Source organism: Streptomyces sp. NPDC059008, assembly GCF_042749045.1.
Classification (GTDB): domain Bacteria; phylum Actinomycetota; class Actinomycetes; order Streptomycetales; family Streptomycetaceae; genus Streptomyces.
On the sequence record NZ_JBHYJC010000002.1, the window covers coordinates 131,515 to 150,790 of the forward strand.

21 protein-coding genes are annotated in these 19,276 nt (G+C 68.1%); 2 read left to right on the forward strand and 19 right to left on the reverse strand.

Features of this window, described 5'->3' with window-relative positions; translation table 11 throughout:
* Positions 1-142 precede the first annotated feature (142 nt).
* On the forward strand, positions 143-1,000 hold the full coding sequence (locus ACFWZH_RS03465; RefSeq protein WP_384424861.1) for a hypothetical protein: 858 nt from the start codon (positions 143-145) through the stop codon (positions 998-1,000).
* On the opposite strand, the gene ACFWZH_RS03470 is transcribed toward ACFWZH_RS03465, so the two are convergent.
* From ACFWZH_RS03470 to ACFWZH_RS03485, 4 genes are all read right to left on the reverse strand, one after another.
* The gene (locus ACFWZH_RS03470) at positions 988-1,845 is read right to left on the reverse strand and encodes an aldo/keto reductase (protein WP_384424863.1); all 858 of its coding nucleotides are present in this window, start codon (positions 1,843-1,845) and stop codon (positions 988-990) included. The two genes, ACFWZH_RS03465 and ACFWZH_RS03470, sit on opposite strands and share 13 nt — an antisense overlap.
* Positions 1,779-2,975, reverse strand: a complete 1,197-nt coding sequence (locus ACFWZH_RS03475; RefSeq protein WP_384424865.1) for a JmjC domain-containing protein — start codon at positions 2,973-2,975, stop codon at positions 1,779-1,781. Before ACFWZH_RS03475 ends, ACFWZH_RS03470 begins: the two co-directional genes overlap by 67 nt.
* An 86-nt stretch (positions 2,976-3,061) precedes the next feature.
* Entirely contained in the window at positions 3,062-3,229 is a 168-nt protein-coding gene (locus tag ACFWZH_RS03480; protein WP_384424867.1) for a hypothetical protein, read from the reverse strand.
* A 475-nt stretch (positions 3,230-3,704) separates the two neighbouring features.
* Positions 3,705-4,199 carry an ATP-binding protein gene (locus ACFWZH_RS03485; RefSeq protein WP_384424869.1) on the reverse strand — a complete coding sequence of 165 codons (495 nt, stop codon included), beginning with the start codon at positions 4,197-4,199 and terminating at the stop codon, positions 3,705-3,707.
* Between the two features lie 260 nt (positions 4,200-4,459).
* On the opposite strand from ACFWZH_RS03485, the gene ACFWZH_RS03490 reads away from it, so the two are divergent.
* Positions 4,460-5,803 (forward strand): transcriptional regulator, encoded by a 1,344-nt coding sequence (locus ACFWZH_RS03490; RefSeq protein WP_384424871.1) that lies wholly within the window; start codon positions 4,460-4,462, stop codon positions 5,801-5,803.
* Positions 5,804-5,914: 111 nt separating this feature from the next.
* Here ACFWZH_RS03490 and ACFWZH_RS03495 read toward each other — a convergent pair whose 3' ends face one another.
* From ACFWZH_RS03495 to ACFWZH_RS03565, 15 genes are all read right to left on the reverse strand, one after another.
* Positions 5,915-6,298 (reverse strand): hypothetical protein, encoded by a 384-nt coding sequence (locus ACFWZH_RS03495; protein ID WP_384424873.1) that lies wholly within the window; start codon positions 6,296-6,298, stop codon positions 5,915-5,917.
* A gap of 22 nt (positions 6,299-6,320) precedes the next feature.
* Positions 6,321-7,637 (reverse strand): WXG100 family type VII secretion target, encoded by a 1,317-nt coding sequence (locus tag ACFWZH_RS03500; protein WP_384424875.1) that lies wholly within the window; start codon positions 7,635-7,637, stop codon positions 6,321-6,323.
* Complete coding sequence (locus ACFWZH_RS03505) at positions 7,634-7,954, reverse strand: WXG100 family type VII secretion target (protein WP_384424877.1); 321 nt, start codon at positions 7,952-7,954, stop codon at positions 7,634-7,636. Before ACFWZH_RS03505 ends, ACFWZH_RS03500 begins: the two co-directional genes overlap by 4 nt.
* Positions 7,955-8,236: 282 nt before the next feature.
* On the reverse strand, positions 8,237-8,494 hold the full coding sequence (locus ACFWZH_RS03510; RefSeq protein WP_384424879.1) for a hypothetical protein: 258 nt from the start codon (positions 8,492-8,494) through the stop codon (positions 8,237-8,239).
* Complete coding sequence (locus ACFWZH_RS03515; protein WP_384424881.1) at positions 8,491-8,754, reverse strand: hypothetical protein; 264 nt, start codon at positions 8,752-8,754, stop codon at positions 8,491-8,493. The genes ACFWZH_RS03510 and ACFWZH_RS03515 overlap by 4 nt, the downstream gene beginning before the upstream one ends.
* A gap of 74 nt (positions 8,755-8,828) precedes the next feature.
* Entirely contained in the window at positions 8,829-9,839 is a 1,011-nt protein-coding gene (locus ACFWZH_RS03520) for a peptidoglycan-binding protein (RefSeq protein WP_384424883.1), read from the reverse strand.
* Between the two features lie 66 nt (positions 9,840-9,905).
* On the reverse strand, positions 9,906-11,357 hold the full coding sequence (locus ACFWZH_RS03525) for a hypothetical protein (protein WP_384424885.1): 1,452 nt from the start codon (positions 11,355-11,357) through the stop codon (positions 9,906-9,908).
* Between the two features lie 31 nt (positions 11,358-11,388).
* A complete protein-coding gene (locus ACFWZH_RS03530; RefSeq protein WP_384424887.1) occupies positions 11,389-12,126 on the reverse strand; it encodes a hypothetical protein in 738 nt (245 codons plus the stop codon).
* Positions 12,126-13,229, reverse strand: a complete 1,104-nt coding sequence (locus tag ACFWZH_RS03535; protein ID WP_384424889.1) for a hypothetical protein — start codon at positions 13,227-13,229, stop codon at positions 12,126-12,128. The genes ACFWZH_RS03530 and ACFWZH_RS03535 overlap by 1 nt, the downstream gene beginning before the upstream one ends.
* 21 nt (positions 13,230-13,250) lie before the next feature.
* Entirely contained in the window at positions 13,251-14,243 is a 993-nt protein-coding gene (locus ACFWZH_RS03540; RefSeq protein ID WP_384424891.1) for a hypothetical protein, read from the reverse strand.
* A gap of 13 nt (positions 14,244-14,256) precedes the next feature.
* Positions 14,257-15,162 carry a phage distal tail protein gene (locus tag ACFWZH_RS03545; RefSeq protein WP_384424893.1) on the reverse strand — a complete coding sequence of 302 codons (906 nt, stop codon included), beginning with the start codon at positions 15,160-15,162 and terminating at the stop codon, positions 14,257-14,259.
* A gap of 18 nt (positions 15,163-15,180) precedes the next feature.
* Complete coding sequence (locus ACFWZH_RS03550; RefSeq protein ID WP_384424895.1) at positions 15,181-17,595, reverse strand: phage tail tape measure protein; 2,415 nt, start codon at positions 17,593-17,595, stop codon at positions 15,181-15,183.
* A 227-nt stretch (positions 17,596-17,822) separates the two neighbouring features.
* A complete protein-coding gene (locus tag ACFWZH_RS03555; RefSeq protein ID WP_384424897.1) occupies positions 17,823-18,308 on the reverse strand; it encodes a hypothetical protein in 486 nt (161 codons plus the stop codon).
* On the reverse strand, positions 18,308-18,826 hold the full coding sequence (locus ACFWZH_RS03560; RefSeq protein ID WP_384424899.1) for a phage tail tube protein: 519 nt from the start codon (positions 18,824-18,826) through the stop codon (positions 18,308-18,310). Before ACFWZH_RS03560 ends, ACFWZH_RS03555 begins: the two co-directional genes overlap by 1 nt.
* A gap of 12 nt (positions 18,827-18,838) precedes the next feature.
* Positions 18,839-19,270, reverse strand: coding sequence for a minor capsid protein (locus ACFWZH_RS03565; protein WP_384424900.1), 432 nt, complete (start codon positions 19,268-19,270; stop codon positions 18,839-18,841).
* Positions 19,271-19,276: the final 6 nt, after the last annotated feature.

Below are 19,276 nucleotides of genomic sequence, written 5' to 3' on the forward strand. Positions count from 1 at the left end.
CCAGTAGAGACGCTGAGTTCGAGCGTCTCGGCCGCCCCACATGGGGCGGCCGAGGCACGGAACCGCCTTGCCTCGCAACGCGAGGAGACGGGTTGGACCAACGTAGCCCCGCACTTGCCTGGGCCGCTGCTACGGTCGCCGTATGACGCTCTCGGCATCCGCAACCCCATCTGTCGACTTGCGGGTTGAACCGGTCGCTGACCTTCTTGATCGTGTGGAGCGGTCGCTACAGACGCGCTTCGATCGGGCCTCAGTGGTGCGTAAGCGCCGCTCCGTCGGCGCTCGGACTGATCGCGATACCTGGGTGCGCATCGAGAGGCGAGGGCTCGACAAGATCGGCGTCCAAGGGTGGAACGGAACCGAGTGCGCCGCGCGTCTGGCCGGCGTCGCCCAGCCCGCGTGGCAGGGCTGCGTGGTCTGGCGGGACGCAGACGGGGCCGTGATGTGGCGGGCTGATGAGACTGAGCTCTTGCCCGGAACGCCTATCGGAACCGCCATTCTCAGCGAAGACCCGAGACTGCCTGATGAGTGGTGGCAGGCGTTCAACTCCTCGCTGGACGCCCTCGCAGCTCACGAGACACAGCGCGTTGCTACGCCGGACACGGATACCGTCACGCAGGCCCTCGTCACTGACTCCATCCGCAGTGCCTTCCCCAGCGACTTCGACACGACCGTTGAGCGCTGGGTGCCGGCGCACGCGGATCTGAACTGGGCCAACATGACGGCGCCGACGTTCAGCCTCTTCGACTGGGAGGACTGGGGGAACGCGCCGCAGGGGCTCGACTCCGCCTCCCTGTGGGGGAGCTCCCTTGCCGTCCCAGCCCTGGCTGCTCGGGTGCTGCAAGAGCGGCTATCTGACTTCGAGAGCCGGGACGGCAAGCTGATGACGCTGTTCGTGTGCTCGAAGATCCTCGGGCCGTATGCGCACCCGGAGGATCCCCGGCTGGAGCCGGCCCGCCGTATGGCGGACCAGGTCATCGCGGAGCTTCAGACTGGCTGACTGCGCAACCGGCCTCGCAGCAGGGACCGGTAGTCGCGGATCGCCCGCTCATCGACCTGGCCGGCCAGGGCGCCGATCAACTCACCCAAGTGGGTGGGGTCATCGGTGCCCACGGCGACGGCGCTGACGCGCGGGAGGTGAAAGGCGGTGCGGAAGGCTGCCTGTATGCGGGAGAGGCCGCTATCGCCTTGGATGAATAGTCGGGGGTCGATCTTCTCCCACACCGGGGTACGAGCGCTGCCACCAAAGGGGCTCATCCCCCACACCGCGTTCTCAGTCAGGCTCCACGCCTTGGTGAGGGCGTCGGTGGCGTCGAGTGTTCTGATCCCGACCAGCAGCCCGGCGCGGACCATAAGGATGGACGGTTTTGGCGCAGCTGTGTCGATCAGGTTCGGGAGCGGTGACGGGTCCCAGGATGCGATGCCCCAGGCACCGCACAGTCCCCTCGCCGTGGCGTCGTCGAGCTCGGCGCACGCTTGGGCCAGCAGGTCTCGACAGCGCGGCGCGGTGCCCTGGAGAGGGTGTTCGGGGTTGTGCAGGAACACGAGGTCCGGCTCCCGCCCGAGGTCCCGAACCGCCTGTTCTACGGCTCCACGCAGCCGCAAGGGGCTCAAGGAGTGCTCCGCTCTGTCCGGCCCCGGAAAGTAGCCCACCTTGGTGGAGAGCGTGAACTTCGGCAGGAGATCGCCCGCGGCTTGGGCAAGGGCCTGATGCGAGCGGAAGCCGAGGTAGTTGGCGCTGGTGTCGAGTGCGGTGACGCCGAGGTCGAGCGCGCCGGTCAGGAGACGGCGTTCGTGACGAGACCGGTGTAGCCCGAGGACAATTCGGGGGTCAGCGGCGCGCATATCTCCTCCTTCACCAGGATCTCGGCTACCTCCGCTACTTCGGTCCCGACGACAACCGCAGCCTCGGCAAGCGGTACGGGCCTGCCGCTGAGCAGCAGGCGCAGCGCGGGCAGGGCCTTGGCTGCGAGGGTGATCTTCTTCCCCGAGGTCACAACGTCGACAGTCTCGCCGTTCTCCCGGATCTTGGGAGCGAAGTAGGTAGTGCACACCACGGCGTCGAGCGGCCCGAGGATGTCGAGGTACGGCACGTGCCGGGGCAGCGTCGTCTCCTGCTCGTACGCGGTCAGGAAGTCGGCCGGAGGGCGCTCTCCAATCAGACGGACAGCGGCCTCGGTCAGTGCTTCGCTGCCGGTTCCGTGCCGACGGTCCAGGTCGTGCCGAAATACTTCGTGTTCACGGCACCAGTCGGCCAGCCAGGCGAGCCAGCTCGCCCCCGTGCGCTTGGTGATCCCGAACGTCACGTGAAGGCTTTTGCCCGAACCGCTACCCGTCCGGGTCGCCTGGTGCCAGTGGCCTCGGGGGATGTGCATGACATCGCCGGTCTTCATGGTGCCGGACCAGATGATCTCGTCGGTCGGGGTGTCGTTGGGGTCGGAGTCCCGATACATGGGGACCTTTCGGGAGGTGCCTCGTACCTCCCATTCCTTTTCGCCGGCAAGCTGGATGATCAGGACATCGTGATCGTCCCAGTGCAGGGGGAAGCCCGCGGCGTCGTTCGTCGTGAGGTAGGCGTTGACCTGTACCCGTTCGTGGGACCACCACTGCAACGCGCGGCATGTGACTTCCATCGTCGGGTCGAAGACGTTGACCTGATCGAGGATGAGCGTTGCGCCCTCTCGCAGGAGTCGTCCCAGGCTGCGCATGTTGACCATGGGGATGCTCTGGCCCCGGGGGCTGACGCTGTCGGTGTAGTAGATGGCGGGGTGGACTTCCTCGCCCTTCTGGAAACAGCGGAACTGAGGGCGGTTCAGGCTCCGGCGCATCGCGATGTCGAGCAGATGGTTCGGGGTCAGAATGCGGGAGACGAGCGCGGGGTCGTTCATGCTTCCCCGCGCGAAGCCCTTGCCCAGCTCTTCCGGTCCGTCCCATCCGAGCGTTGTTTCGATGGCGCTGATCAACTGGTGTTCCATCGTTGCCTCCTCGTAGGTCCGATCAGGGGATGTGGACACAGCGGGGGCCCGACGCGGCAGACCGCTCGGACCCCCGCCAGTCGGCACTACTCGGTGTCGCTCAGGTTGCCGTCACCACCTGGCCACGGTGCATCGCCGGAACTGCCGGCGTTGTCGGACCGGAGGCTGTCGTACCGATCGTGGACGGCGGTCAGCTCTTCCACCGTCACGAGAAGGCCGCTCTGGGCCGGAGGCGGAGTCGTGCTCTGTGCCACCTCGTGCTCCTTCCTCTTCGGTTCTCCCGCCAGGGGTTCCGGCGGAAGCAAGGCCGCCCCCACGGCCGTGGGAGATGTGGAACGACGTGGGGGCGGGGTCAGTGGGGGCCGCGCTGGGATGCGGCTCTGCGGTCGCGGCCTGTGTCACGAAGTCGAGCTGTGCGGTTGCCGGGCAGGACGCTCGCGTCCTTGCGCATGTTGGCGTTCAGGACTCGCTGGTCCAGTTGGTACAGGCACGCGCGGCAGGCGTAGAGGGCAGCATGCATGCCGCTGGACCGGACAGGGCCGATCCACGTCACCTCGACGTCATCGCGCCCGCACCAGAGCCAGCACTCACCACCTGGCTGCCAATCGTGGCGGTCCCAGAGGGCGTTTTCCGTGGGCTCTCTTGCGATCGGGTCGATATCCCGGCGGGTGGGCCGGAACACGACGTCAGGATCGGGCAGAGGTGACGGGCGTAACGCGTGCCGACCCATCAGGCCACTGCCAGGGTGAGTTGCCATCGCGATGATGTGCTGACGTTCAGGTTGAACCGAGCCATGAAGAACTTGCGAAGCACTTCAACTCGCATCGCGGGCACCGGCTTCGGAAGCGCGACTTCGGCCCATACCCGTTTCCCGTGCTCGACGGACTGCCATCCCGATCGCACCGCGAGCAAGTCGACCAAAGCTAGGCCACGCCCACTTTCGTCCGCTGATCCGGCACAACCCATCAGCGGAGCAAGGCCGTTGCCGTCGAATACCTCGATCACCAATCGGCCGGGCTGGTAGTGCAGCCAGATGGTGACGGTCCCTTGTCCGTGGACCACGGCGTTGGTGATGAGCTCGGAGGCGATGAGGCGGATGGCGTCGGTTGTCTCGTCGTCCAGAGGGATGCCCCACGCACGTACCTGGTCAACGACCTGACGTCGGGCAGCGGGGACCTCTTCCTCCGCACCAGCAAGGGCGATACGAGCGACGAGCGTAGGCATGGCAAACGCCTCCGAAGCGGATGGGAAAGGCGACTCCATCCCCGACGGGGGCGGGTAATGGAGCCGCCGATCTGGGTAGCCGTTCGCGAGGCTGTCGCTCAGTGCGCCGGCCTTCGGAACGGCTGATGCACAGTCAACGGCGTCAGAGTGCAGACGCGGAACGTTTCTCGGGGGTTTCTCCTGTGCGACGCAACCCCAACGAAGCACACACCGGGAGTAGCCTCCGAACTACGCCGCGAGGGGGAGACGGGAGCGACGACGTGCTTGGTGAACCGTTACCAGTCCACCCGCTGAGCTTCGTCCTGCAATCGCACGGATGGGGCAAGGCGGAATTCGCACGACTCATGCGAGCACACGGGAAGTTGCTGGGAGTTCCGCTGGCGACCAACCGCACGACCGTTTGGAAATGGGAGAACGGGCAGGAGCCTGACGCGGATGCTCAACGCGTGCTCGGCGACCTGTTGTGCGTCCCGCACGAGCACGTACAGGCCGAAGGGTGGCCGCGATGGCTCCCCGTATGGGAAGTGACCGGGCTTTCTGTCCCCTGGACCGAGGCCGGTACCGTGGAGGCATTGGCTGATCTGGTAGGGAGTGGCCGCATGGACCGTCGGGGATTTCTCACCATCACGGGCGCTGCGCTGACGGGGTTGGCAGCGAGCTGGGCCGAAGCGCCATCGGCGTTCGCCTCCGCTCTCGATGGAGATCGCGTCACGGACACGATGGTCTCGACGATCGAACAGCGCGTCAGCACTCTCCGAACGCTAGATGACCAACTCGGGGGCGCCCGGCTGCTGGAACAGGCACGCGGCGACCTTGCCCTGATCACCGGGCTCCTCAGCGCTGGCCGGTACACCGAAGGAGTAGGCAGCCGCTTGTACGCGCTGGCGGCGCGGGTGTCGCATCTGACGGGCTGGATGGCCTACGACGCCGGCCTTCGGTCTGCCGGACAGCAGCACTACGTGGGAGCTCTCCGCAGTGCTCGCACTGCCGGGGACGATGCCTTCGGGGCCTTCGTCCTCGCAGAGATGGGCGTCCACGTCTCAGAGGCCGGGCGGACCGCGGAGCGCGTCGAACTCATCTCGACCGCCATCGACAACGCTCCTCGAAAGCTGTCGCCCTACACCCAGTCGTTCCTCTACCTGCACCAGGCCGAGGCACACTCCCGCGACGGCGACCACCAGAAGGCCGGCGCAGCACTGAACCGCGCCCTCTCCCTCTGGGACCGCCACGCGGAAGACGAATCTCCTGACTGGCTCGACTGGTACGGCGAAGCGCAGCTGAAATCGACTGAAGGCAAGGTCATGCTGCGCTCCGGCCAGGTGGAACGCGCCACGAGCTCTCTAGAGACCGCCGTCAAGAAGGCCGCACCCCGCGACAAGGCCGTCAGGTCCAGCCGTCTGGCCGAAGCCCGACTCGCCGGCAACGACCTGGATGGAGCACTCGACGCCGCGAACTACGGTGCCGAGCTGCTCGAAGACAAGGTCAGTTCGGTGCGGGCACTGGACCGGCTGAAGGAGTTCTCCGAACGGCTCAGCCCACACCGGTCGGTTCCTGCGGTTCGTGAGTTTCGAGAGCGCATCCAGGCTCTGCCCGTGGCGGCCTGACCCAGGTTTGCATAGGGACTGGAGGAGCCCAGCCATGCGGTGAAACGCCTCCGCTCCGGCACATGGCCGAAGCGGAGGCATGGCGAGCTTCTGTCGAGTGCGTCGAAGGGTTTAGAGGATTTCGTGCAACTCGTCAGACAAAGAAATCAGGCGCGCCTCATCCACAACGGGCAGGGCGTACCCATGCTCGCGGACACGGGAGAGGAAGTCGTCCGGAAGGCGCACGTGGTAGCGGCTCAGGTAGAACCACAGATCCCCGCGCCAGATCCACTCGCCATCGGTGAGGACGGAGTCCCCGCCCAGGATGCGCTCGTCCGATCCCAGAACGTCGCTGACAGTGCCCATGGCTGAGAACAGCTCTTCGCCGGCGCGGAGATACTGCACGATGCGGTTCTCGTCCGGTTCGCCTGTCTCCTGCGTGAAGTCCTGGAGTTTCCCGTCGGGGGTCCCAGCGCGCTCCAGCCACAGCTCTTGGTAATGACCGAGAATTTTCATCGAGGGTCCTTGGTGTCAGTGCTCACTGGGCTATGGGCAGGAAGGTACGCCAGTAACCGTCGCCGAAGATGATCGGCTCCTGGCCGGCACCGGCGCCCCTCATCACGCCCACCTTGTTGGTGGGGGCCATAACCGGGACGCCTAGTTCGTTCGCCACCTGCTGCGCTGCCGGTGTGACGCTCACACCCTCACCGGCCGTTCCCGAATGACAGGATACGAGCCTGACCGGTCCGCCGTCATAGTTGGGATTGTTCCGGATGGCTTCCGCGATCTGGGCCGGGTGCGTGTTCCCACCGGAGAATCCGTTGCCGTGCGCGTTGACGCGGCCCGGCTCGAAGAACCCACGGTCATTGCCGTGGATGACGACATCGTGGAAACCGTCCTTCGGCTTCACCCAGTCCATGTTCTTCAGAGTTGCCGAGTCGTAGCCGATCCCCGTTGAGCCGGGGCGGTAGTACACAGGATCGCCGGCGGCAAGATGAGCATCACCTGCTGTCTTGGGTGGCGCGGGGACCGTGGAGTCAGGGGCAACCCGGGCGTCGTAGTGGCGGCTCATGTTGTGCGAGCCGGCCCTTGGCACGCGCAGGGAGCTGATCCCCTGAAGGTCGATTCTGGTCGCACCGAGGGCGGACTCTGCGCCCATCCCCTTGGCGACCCGAGAAGCCACGCCGGCTCCAGCTCCGAAGGCCCCTCCGAAGAGGACGCCGGTCTTGCCGGCGTCGCTGGCTTCCTGGAGGTTGATCCCGTGCTGGTCGCCGAGGAGGTTCCGGCCGCCCTGTGCGACCACCACGTCCACGGTGATGGCTTCGATGCCGCCGATGGCAGCGGTGGCGAGGACAGTTCCGGCGATTTCGGCGACGGTGGCGGAGACCGCAACCCCGGCTGTGCTGGCTGCGGCGACGATCGCCTCGGTGGCGCCCACTGCCGCGACTTCGCTGATGCCGCCGGTGAAGATGGCCAGGGCCGTACCGGCGACCAGGACCGCGCCGGCGATCTCCAGTTCGTGCTCGATCTTCTTCTTGGCCTCGGCGACCTGGTCCGCGTACTTGTCCAGGGCCTTGGCCATGTCGCGAGCGGCGGTGGCTACATCGTCGAGGTAGCCCTTGCCGCCACCGTGGTACTTGCGCCAGAACTCGCCGAACTTTTCGATCGACTGGCCCTTGTTGTTGTCGATCACGTCCTGGGCCTTCTTGTGGCAGGCCGCCGTGCAGTCCTGGACGTCGTCGGCGTACGTACGCCAGGCCCGCGCGGCTTCGCGTAACTCGTCTTCGTCGCCTTCCGGCCACCACATGCCGGTAAGGTCCTGGACGATCTCTTTGGCTTTGTCGGCAGCGCTCATCGCTTACCGCCCTCAAAGCCGGACTTGGCCGACTGGTCCGCGTCATGGTGGTTGGCTGCCATGTCGTTCATGGCTTTGGTGATGCTGGACAAGCCCTTGGTCAGAGCTGCGGCTGCCTTCTCGATCTGCGCCCGGTGCGGGGCGTAGACGTGCTCGAACTTCTTGCCCTGCTCGTCAGCGCCCCACGGCTCCCCTAATCCGTTGAGGGCATGCCGGAGCTTGGTCGTCGCACGTTCCAGAGCGACAGACTCCCGGTGGAATGTAGGTGCGGCGGACTTGAGTTGGTCGATATCTACATCGAAGCCGTCGCCAGCCATGCCTCCCCCTTGGCTCACTTCTCGTACCCTGTCGAGAGCCGCTGACATGCTTGCGGCTCTCAGTGGTGACGATGGCATACAGCACTGACAATCGACCTGGTGGCGGTGCAATCCAGCCACGATGTGACGTTGGGGCTGGCTGCTAGTTCGCGGTCCTCGGGCAGCACGGCACCATCCGGGGCCAGGGGGCCGAACCAATTGCCTTGGCGGAATCTCGTCTGCACTTGCTGATCAACCAGAACACGCCCCGTCGCCGGCATAGTCGGCGACGGGGCGTGTTGATCAGTGGGCGGTGGTGGCTTGCCACAGGGCGAGGGCGAGTGCGGCGACGCTGACGAGGGCGGCCAGGCTGGGGAGCGGCCAGCGGGCCCGTTCTAGGCTGTCGAGCCGTTGTTCGTGGTCGGCGAGCTGCTTGTCGGACTGGTCGGATCGTTGGACGAGGAGGGCGAGGGAGCCGTCGACGCGCGCGAAACCCTTGTCGACGGCGCCGCGGAGGCGTTCCAGTTCGAGAGCAACGTCGCCGGGGTCGCGTTCGGTCATGCGCCGCCCCCGTCGCCCTTTGCGAGTGCCCGCAGCTCGTCGTCGGGGCGTGGCTCGGAGCGCAGCCATCCGGGCATGACCGCCTGGACGCCGGGCAGAGCCATCACTCGGGCCAGTCCGCCGGCGACGGCGAGGGCGCCGGCGACCCACGGCAGGGATGCGGGGATGCCGGAGGCTTCGACGATGGTGGGCAGCAGCACGGCGAGGGCGACCGTCGTCTGTAGGACGGTGCGGATGGTGCGGCGGGTGGCGTCAGTCATGGGGGTATCTCATTTCGTGAAGTGGTAGACAGGCCCGCCGGCCCGCGGGTGCGGGCCGGCGGGTGAGGGCGGGGTCAGACCTTGGGAACCTTCAGTGCGTCCCACTGCTTGCGGCCGGGCCAGCCGTCGCAGTACTGCGGGTCGTCGCCGAGGTGCTCCTGCCACTTGCGGAACGCTGCGCGGTCGGCACTGGTCCACTGCGGACCGGGCCCGGAGCCATAGGCCGAGCAACCGACCTCGACGAGGCGTCGGCCCATGGCCGTCACGACCGGGGAACGCGGGTTGGACTTGAAGAATTCGACGCCGGGGAACGGCTCGAATCGCGGGGCGGGAGCGGGCTTGCCGGGGAGAGTGAGGGACTGGCCCGGCTTGATCACATACGGCTCACGGAGTCCGTTGGCGGCGGCGATCTCCTTCCACGGCACACCGTGCGCCCGGCCGATCGAGCTGAGGGTGTCGCCGGCCTTGACGGTGTACGAACCGCTACGGCCTCCGTGCTCCAGGCGCCGGTCGATGCGCTCGCGCATCGTGTTCATGGAGAACCCGCGCGGGTCGATCTTGTCGGACGTCCACTCCCTGTGGCCGATCACACTCGCCGCGCTCCAGCCGTACGCGCGGCACAGGGCGGCGCTGACGCGCTCGATGGCGTCGAGCTGCGCCTCTGGCCAGGGGTCCGCGCCGTTGCCGAGGTTGATGCACTCGAAGCCGTAGAAGTGGGGGTTGCCGTCACGGTTGTTGTCGGTGGTGCGGGGCAGGGCACGCTCGCCGATGACGGCAGAAAGCACGTCGGCGTCGCCCTTGCCAGCGTGGTTGGCGCGGCCGTTGCCAACGAGGTAGACGTCGCCGTTCTTGGCGATCACGCCGTGACACAGCGGGCCGGGAAGTTCGGCATAGCCGTCGTAGCACATGCGCACCGACGCATCGGTGCCAGAGCTCACGGTGTGGTGGATCACCACGCCATTGATCGGGCCCCATGCGCCCTTGTGGTTGCGGTTGTGGGTGCGCCAGTTGCCGTACTCGATGACGTTGACGCCCTCGGCGCGCAGCGCGGCGAGCAGGCGGTCGGCGGACAGGGGAGATGCCATGCGGTATGCCTCCAAGCATGAGAAAACGCCCGGCGCGGTGCGCTCGGGCGTGCGGGGTAGGGGTGGTCAGGCCAGGGCGAGAGCCATGATCGGAATGTCGTGATCAGTGAGCACGCCCGGCGCGGCCTGGTTCAGCCGGGTGGGCGTGTTGGACTGGGCGTTGAGGTACCAGGCGCGGGCGAACGGTGTGCCGAGGAAGAAGTTCGCCGCGGCGACGGGGGCCTCGTTCTGTACGTGGTAGAACGCGTAATCCGCTGTGCCGCCCGTGGTGAGAACCCACGTCACCCAGTAGCGGCCGGGCGACAGGGTCACGGCCTGTGGCATGGGGACCGGCGTTGCCCCGATGTGGTTGTCGACCATCTGCGGCGGGCTGCCGGCCGTCTGCCCGGCCATGGCGAGGGTGACCGGCGTGGTGCTGCTGGTGACCCTCGTTCCATCCTCGCGATAGATGCCCGCGGCGAAACGGTTGGCGGACACGCCCCCATAACCACGGGCGAACATGATCACCCTGTCGACCTCGGTTGGCTCTGTGATGTTGATGCCGCACACGTAAAGCCGTTGGGGCGTGAGGTACTTCGCTACGGGGTTGGCGATCGTGTACGGGTCACACGTCCACGCCTGAAACCCGAGGGCCTGCGGCGTCCAGACATTGCGGGCACCACTCGCCGGGGGGAGCTGCGCGGCGGGCACGCGTCCGTCGCCGTCGAGGGCGGCGACGCCGCCCGCAGCGCCGGCTGCTGAGGCGGGGATCGCGCCGACGGCGGCGGCGTCCAGGACGACGGCGCCGGTCTTGTGGTTGACCGACTGCACGGGCGCGTCGGTCGGTTGTAGGTATCGGGCGTCGGCGGCGGCCTGGTCGAGCGCGCCCACGTCGGCCGCGGCGAGGGTGATGTCCGGGCCGGGGTTGCCGTTGACGGTATTCACGGATCCGGAGCCCGGGTCACCCTTGGGTCCGCGGGGGCCGGTCGGACCCAGTGGTCCCTCGGGGCCTTGCGGGCCTTGTGCTCCTTCGGGGCCGGGCACGGTGGAGTCGGCGCCGGGCGGGCCGGCAGGGCCCGGTTCGCCTTGGGGGCCGACAAGGCTGGCGAGCCAGTCGGCGGGAGCGCCGCTGAAACCCTCGGCGAGGGCAACCTCGTACGCGCTTGAGCCCGGCTCGCCGCGCGGTCCCTCGGGGCCGACTACGGCCACGTAGTTCGGTTTTGTCGGGTCGGTAGGGGCGATGTCGGCGAGGTCGACCTGCGGCTCGGCAGCCGGCAACAGGATGTTGTAGGCGCGGCCGTTGGGGATGCCGGTGAGCTGCTCGGTCACGGTGTACGACCAGCCGGCCGGATCCATGCGCGGGGCGTCGGTTGCGGGCAGGGTCGCGGAGATCTGCCCCTGTGAATCAAGGGCGGCGACGACCGGACCGCCGAGGATCACGTCGGCCTCCGGGAACGTGAGCTGCGCCGGCGCGCGGAAAGTGACACTGCCGGACAGGGGGCGGCCGTCCGGGCTGAGGAAACGTCCGGTGACGGTCACAACGGGTATGGCTTCGGGGAGCACACGTCTCCTAGGTAGCTTCGTTGGCGTTGATGGTGTTCAGGCCCCAGATGCCGCGGACGCGGAGAGCGCATGTACCGGCGCCGGCGGTGCGGCGGGCCCACATGACCACGGAGACGTCCGTCCCGTACGGGAAATCGACAGCAGGTAGCACGATGCGCTCGTTGACATCACGCGTCCTGGCGGTGCTGCTGAGGGTCCATGTCGGTCCGTACTGCGTGCCGCCGATCCGCATCAGAACCTCCGCGGCCGTGCCGATGGGGCCGGAAAGCTGAAGATTCACCCGGAGCACCTTGTGCTGGGTGAGCATCTGCCCGGAGAACACTGCAACTTCATCGCCGCTGGTGAAGTCCACGTAGGGGGCGCAGGGGATGGGGATCCAGGGGCGGCCGAGGTAGCCGTCGGCGTGCGCGTCGTCCATCACAATCGGCGACTGGTAGCCGCCGCGCGCGAACAGGCGGATCATCTGGGCGGAAGTGTCGGCATTACCGCCGATCTCCAACGCGACGCCGGTACCGTCCTCGCGGGCTGCGCTGACGCCGTACCGGCCCGTACCGAACTGCCCCACGCCCAGGACTTGGGCGCCGTTGGGGGAGCGTACGTCGAGGCTGCCGCCTTCCCCGATCCGGACGGCACCGTGATTGATCTGGTTCAGGGCTGGTCGCATGTGGGCGCGTCCGGCGAGTTCGCGCACCTGCCGTTCCAGGGCGCGGATGCGGTCGAGGAGGTCGAGGGGGATCGCTGCCATCAGGGCGCCTCCAGGTAGAGTTTCGCGGTTTCGGGACGGCCGCGCTCCGGGGGCGTGATAGCCATGCCGACGACGCGGTATCGCTCGTTGAGTCCGTCGGGCCACCACAGATCACGTATCCGGAGCCGGATGGTGGCGCCGAGCAGCGCGGGGGACAGGGGAGTTCGGCCCATGTGCACGGTGACCTCGGGGATGCTGCGCGGCTGCCGGGCGGTGCTCCAGTCGGCTACGGCGTGAGCGTTGAGCGTCTTCTTTTCGATGACGGTGGAGTAGTCCGACGTGCCGTCGAGGCGCGGCCAGCCGGCGGCGATCGCGCGGTCGTCGACCAGCAGATCGGACAGCAGTGGCACAGTCTCCGCGGCCTGGTTCTGGTTGTCGCTGGCACCGCGGCTCTGCCAGCCGTTGGCTAGCACGCTGGCGTCGACCGGCCACGTGTAGGACGTGACCGGACCGGGGTGGTCGAGCACGATCTCACTCGTCCCGGTCCGGATCACCGGTGAGCCCATGTGCAGGCGCTTGATGCGCCGGCCGCTTTCTGGGTCGCGGTGAGCCGCTATGCGCCACTCGAACCCCTTCTCCACGGCGCCGAGTTGCTCGATCAGCTCGCGTATCGAGGGCACGTCGTACCGGCTGTAGATACGGTCCCGCAGCATGCCGGAGACGTCCGCTCCGCACTCGATGCCGATGTCGCCGCCGGCAGTCTGCTGCGCGTAGTCGATCAGGCGCCGGACGATGTCGTACTGATCGACGCCCCGGGCCTCGAACGTGTCGAACAAGCGCCGGTGATCGAGGTAGCTGTCGAAGGTGCCGGCCTGCACCTGCATGTCGAGATACCCACGGTCGTTGGACTGAACGGCAGCGGTCCACAGGATCCCGCCCCACCAAATCTCGCGCCCCCGCTCAATCCACAAGGCCGTCCGGCCCGGGACAACGGCGGCGCGCACACGCGCGGCGATCTGGGCGTTCGGGATCGGGATGGTGCCCGAGCAGGTACCCGTCTTGCCGAGGTAGTCGTCGAGCGCGACGCCTTGCAGCGGCAGGACGTCGAGCAGTTGGTCGGTGCGCAGATCGCAGAACAGCGCCCGATAGGCGGGGGTGGGCATGCGCTCACCCCCTGCTCTGTGTCAGTCGGTGCAGTAGGTGACGCCGTCGAGGCTGATCCACGAGGGCAGGTCGTGCGACTCGAAGATCCGCAGCGTGCCGCCGACGTTGATCTCGACGCGGGTGACGGAGGGGCCCTTGTTCGTCTGATCGCGAGGTGAGGCCCAGGCGAACTCTTTGCCGCCGGCGGGGCGGATATCGGCCGGCAGGGTCGCGATGGTGGCGCCGTTGGCGATGGTGGTGCCGGTCTTGGTGGGGGCGATCCGGCCGCGCAGCATCACCATGGAGCCGAGGCGGCGCCATGCTGCGGGCATGCCGTGTCCGGGGTTGCCGTAGCCGGCGGTCAGGGCGAGAGGCCGCCAACCGGAGTCATACGGATAGGGCAGCCAGGCGCCGGCGGCGGAGTTCCAGCGCTGTAGTCCCGCGGCGCCGTCGTCGCGGTACTGGCCGTCGTGTGCACCGTCGAAAGCCAGTCCCCAGCCGCGCGGGATGATCCCGCCGAGGGCGGTGGTGTAGCGGCGTCGGTCGGCGAGCGCGTTCGACCAGTCCAGCCCGCCGACGCCGGCCGAGACGCCTGCGGGCACGGTCACGTCCCACAGACGCAGCGACGCGGGTGGAAGGGGCGGCGCGACCGGGGTTGTTGCCGCGGCCCCCTGGACGATCTCTACGGTGGCCGTGGTGGTTTCGCTGGTGTCGTACAGCCCGTCGTAGATGCGCAGCATGACCGAGTCGATACGGGAGTGCTGCGGGTCGCCGTCGGCGACGGTCAGAGTCTCGGGGGACGTGACGGCGATGGGGTAGGCGCCTTGGGCGTCGGTGCCTTGGACGATGGCGCGGCCGGTGCCGATCCGCAGTTGCATGAGGCCGGCGCCGGTGGCCTTGAGTGGGTCACCTCCTGCGATCACGCCCCCGCGGGACCGTAGCTCGCTCTCGGGCGCCATCGGTGTCACGGGTGCGAGACGGGTGTCTTCTCGGGTCTGTCCTTCGGGCAGCAGCCACGCGGCGCGGACCGTCACGGGCAACCTCCTGTCACCAGAAAGCGGAGCGCCACCGCACGGAGCAGGCGGCGCGGGGGTCGGTTGATCCGGGGGCGGCCCGGAAGGCGTAGTTCGTGGTCCCGGGCAGGAGGGTGAACGTTTCCTCGGGCACGCTGCGGGCGCTGACGGTGTAGAGCCGTGAGGCGGTGCCGTTGAGCGTGACCGTGCCGGCCGCGGTGTCGACGAGCAGCTCGTCGTCGGCGGCGAGCGTGAGGTCGTACTCGATCACGTCGCCGGTGGCCAGGTTAGCCAGTGAGGGGCGGTCGACCGGCCCGCGGAACATGATGATCGGGTGCGCGGCGGTGTCGCCCTCGTTGACGGCAACGAGACTTCCCGTCGAGCCGGGAGCGCCGAAGGCGAGCGGCCAGTCGAGGCGTTCGGGGCCGGGGTCGAGGTGCCAGTCGAGGCCGGTTTCGGGCATGGGCAGTCGCGTCTCGACGCGCTGCTCGGTGAGCGAGTACCGGCGCGGGTCGGTGGCCTCGAACTGCAAGGCGCCGCCAGCGGCGATGCCGAGCGCGTACCCGCCCCGGCCGACCGGGATCGAACGGCGTATGCACCGGGCCCAGGACAACAGCGGTTCGGAGTCGTCGAGCATGACCACGAGCGGTACCTCGTCGTCACCAAGCGCGGTTGCCGTGGCCAGGTGCCGCACCACGGTCCCCAGAGCGCCCGGTTCGGCACGGACGACCAGTCCGTCAACCGTGATCGTGCGCGGCTGCGCCAGCAGACGCCCGGGGAACGCACCGTGAGCGCTGGAGCGGTTGACCGTGCCGGAATCGAGGCCGGGGGAGTCCTCCCACCCGGTGAGCGTCTGCCACCGGTAGGGGGTGGCGGGGCCGAGCAGCAGCTCGCCGAACTGTATGTGCCCGGGGAGGGTGACCAGATCACCAGAGGCCATCTGATCACCCCCTCTGGCTCACCCCCTGCCCTTGGCGTGCCAGGCGAGGGCGGCGGCGGTCTGTTCCGCGGTTGCTGATCCGGAGTGCCAGTTCTCGATATGCACCGCGGGCGCCGGAGCAGCGAAAGCTGCGCCGGCTGGCGCACCGCCAGCCGTGGCGAACCGCGGGGAGGACGGCACGGTGACGAGGTCGCGCATGGTGCGGTCGACGGCGGGTGCGCCGGCCTTGATGCCCTCGACGAGGCCCGAGGGGATATGGCGGCCGATCTGGTCGCGCATCACGCGCGAGGGCGAATGGATGCCCAAGGCGCGGGCGATCGGGCCGGGAATCAGGTTCTTCGCCCAACTCGCCAGGGTGCGGGCCAGCCAAGGACCCATGTTCTGGATCCCGCGCCACAGGCCCGTGATCAGGTCACGTCCCTTGCCGTAGAGCATCGATCCGAAGTCACCGAAGAACGACACGATGCGTCTGGGGAGGCCGCGGACCCAGTCGAGCATCTCGCCGGCCTTGCGCTTCGTGCCCTCCTTGATCTCCGACCAGTGCTTGATGATCAGTCCGACGAGGGTCCAGTTCAGGAAGAAGGCGACGATGCGCCGTGGCAGCGCCTTGACCCAGTCGACGATCGCGGTCCACACGCGCACGGTGCCGGCCTTGATGTCGTCCCAGTGCTTGATAATGATCCCGACGAGGGTGAAGTTCAGGAACAGGTCGAGCAGCCACTGACCGACGGATTTGATCTTGTTCCAGACCCAGTCCCAGGCGGCGGCGGTGGCGTTCTTGATGGCGTCCCACTTGGCGACGATCAGCGCGACCAGACCCACCACGGCGGTAATGACCCAGCCCACGGGGCCCATGGCCATCACCCACGCTGCGGCCATCCGTGCGCCCTGGATCAGACTTTGTGCGCCCATGAGGACCCATGCCCCCGCCACGCGTGCCCCGTTGGCGACGGCGGCGCCGCCCTGTGCCGCCCATCCGGCAAGGATCGCGGCATTGGTGACGACGAAGCGGCCGGCGGCGGTGGCGCCGGCGGCGGTCTGCGTGGCCCAGCTCGTCACTACCGCCGCACCCGTGGTGCCAGCCTGAGCGGCGAGCGTGACCAGGGTGGGAAGCATGAGCGTGAGGATCACGCCGGCCCCGATGCTGAGCGCGGTGGAGTGGTCGGAGACGAAGCTGCTGGCGGTCTTGAACGCGCCGCCGAGGCCACCGTCGCCCAGCCAGTTCACCAGCTTCTCGATCGCCGGAATGGCATAGGTGCCGAGGACCTCGACGACCCCCTGCATGAACTGCCGTTTGAACGCCTCGACCTTGGTCGCGGCGTTGTCCCGCATGGCGTTACCCGCACCATCGGCGGCACCCTTGACGTCCCCCAACGCCTTGACCGCGCTGGACGGATCCAGGGAGTACAACGCCGCTCCCAAGTCTTCGGCCTTGGTGCCGAACAACTCAGTTGCGATGGCGTTGCGTTCGATCGGATCTTCGACTGCCCGTAGGGTGTCGAGGGTCTTGTCGAGCGCGCCGGTCGCGCTGCTGCCGCCCTTGCCGATGGCGGCGAACATCTTGTCGGCGTCCAGGCCGAGTTTCTCGAACCCTCCCCGGACCTTGTCCGATCCGGCAACCGCCTCGATCGAGAACTCTTTGATGGTGTCGGCGACGACATCGGCGTCACGCGCGCCACCCTTGAGGCCCTGCTGAATGAGCCCCATGGCCTGCTGACCGGACAGGCCCATGTTCCGGAACTGGGTGCTGTACTCGGTGAAGGTGTCGAGCAGATCCTCGGCTGCGTTCCCGCCGCGCTGCGTGCCGCGTACGAGCACGTCCATGGCCTCGTCCGCATTCTTGGCGAGACCGGTGCGCATCATCTGCCCCACGGACCGGGTGACGGCCGAGACGTCCTCACCCATCACGGCGGCCGTATCGGCGACCCGCCGGCCCATGGTGCTGATCTGCTGCTCGGTCGCCTCCGGAGGCAACAGACCAGCCCGCGCTATGCCCTTGAGAACCTCGGCCCCGTCCTGGACGGAGTCCACAACCGCGCTGCTGTAGAGCTTTCCGGCGACCTTGCCGTACCGCGCGGCCATGGGCCCGGAGGTGCCGAGCTGTGCCTGGAGCTGTCCGGGAACCTTGGACTGGTCGAGCGCCTCGCCGATCCCCCCGACCAGCGCCGTACCGATGGCGAGCCCGACCGCAGCGGCGGCGAGCTTCTTTAACCCTTTCTGGATGGCCTCCGCGGCACGATTGCCGCCGCGCTCTGCACCGCCCTCGACACCGTCGCCGAGCTCCTCGCCCGCCTCACGTCCGGAGCGGTCCGCATCCGCGGTCATCCGGTCGCCGCTGGCGCGCAGTGCAGCCTCGGCCCGCTGCACGCCGGTACGGGCGCCGGAATCGTCGATGCTGATCGTTGCGGCGAGTTCGCCCACGCGGAGAGCCACGGCTCATCACCTCCGGTGGGTCGTGCCTCCCGGGGGTGCGGGGGCGGTAGGCGGGGGTGTGAGGACGCGGGCGAGCCGGGACTCGGCGGAGAGCAGAGCGAGGATGCGCACGCGCAGCCAGCGCCAGGACCGGGCGCGCAACAGCCCACGGTCGCCGACATCGATGCCGTAGACCTCGTGCAGGTCGGCCTCGATCAGGGGCCAGTGATCAAGGAGTTTGGGCCAGCTCAGCGCGGCGTGCTGGCCTTGCGCCGCGCTGGAGCGGCTGCCTTCGGGCCACTCGTACCACTCGTAGAGCCCCGATTCGGGGTCGACCTCGCCGCGCCCGACCGGGCCCGGCGCGCCTGCCGATTCGGGGCTGCTCGATTTGGGTCGCCGCTCGCATTCCAGAACTTCTCGGCCGCCGCCTTGTCTTGGGTGATCCACACCATGGCGGTCAGCGCTGCGTGCTTGAGGGCTGGCCACGTGACGCCGTCGGCGATCATGCGGTCGTGCGCGCTGCCGAGCACGTCTCGATACAGATCGCGCTCCGCGGCATCCGAGAGCACCTGTTCGTCGACGCGCCCGCCGTCGGCCGCTACCGCCGCAGCGTTCAGTAGGGCCTGCGTACGCAGACCCACCTCGGCCGAGGGCGCCGGAACGGTGTAGACGGTGCCGCCGATCGGGAGCTGAATCGTTTCGTCGAGCAGCTCATCGAGCGCTTTGAAGGCCACTACGCGTCACCCTTCTTGTTCACGGGCGCGGGAACGCCGGCTACCGGGTTGGCGATCTCGATCAGTGGGCCGGACCCGGTGAGGGTGACCTTGATGGTGTCCACTTCGTCTGGTCCGCCGCCCTCGGGCTCCCACGTCACCAGGGCCGTACCCTCTTGCGCGTCGGGGGCGCCGTTGCGGTCGTAGTAGCGGACACGGACGTACGAACCAGCGCCAAACGACATCGACGCCCGGCGCAGTGTCTCCTGCGCTGCGTTGAACGCGCCGGTGGTCGGGTGGGCGCGATGGGCGAGGGTGGTCTCGATGGACCACGCCAGCATTGTTACCGCCTGCTCCGACCAGCCGTCGGCGTCGTATGTGGTCACGTCCTGCTGCGTCGGCTCGACCTTGGGCGTGAATTCCGTGATCCCCGGGACCAGGGTCCACGCAGGGGTGCCGTCGGTGCCCATGTCGAGCTCCAGGCGGTAGCGGCGGGCTAGCGCGGTGATTGTCTCCGCCGGCGGCGTGGGGGTTGCCATGGGGCGCGTCTCCTATTCGAGGTGTCGGGCCGCGCGGTGGGCGCGGGCGTAGTAGTTGCTGCTGCGCTCCGCGCGCCCGCTGCCATCGGCACCGATCGGAGCGGCTGAGGCCCGATAGATCAGCTGCACCCAAGCCGCGCCCCAGGTGTGAGGGCCGGCGCCGTGCAGCACGTCGAAAACGCGGTCGTCGAGGGCGTCGACCTCGCGCGGATCCGGGCTGGCGCGGGTACGAACCTGAATGCCGGTGGTGGTGTCAGTCAGCACCGGTGAGTCGGTGACCGGATAGGCGGACAGGCAAATGACGCGGTCAGGGGCGGGCGGAGTGGCGGCGATGGTGATTGCGGTCTCGCCCGGGGCGTACATGCCGTCGGGGCGGTAGGTGCCGACTCCGTGTTCTTCGAGCAGGCGGGCGAGTCCGTCGAGCAGGTCGGGGGTGTAGCTCATAGAGTT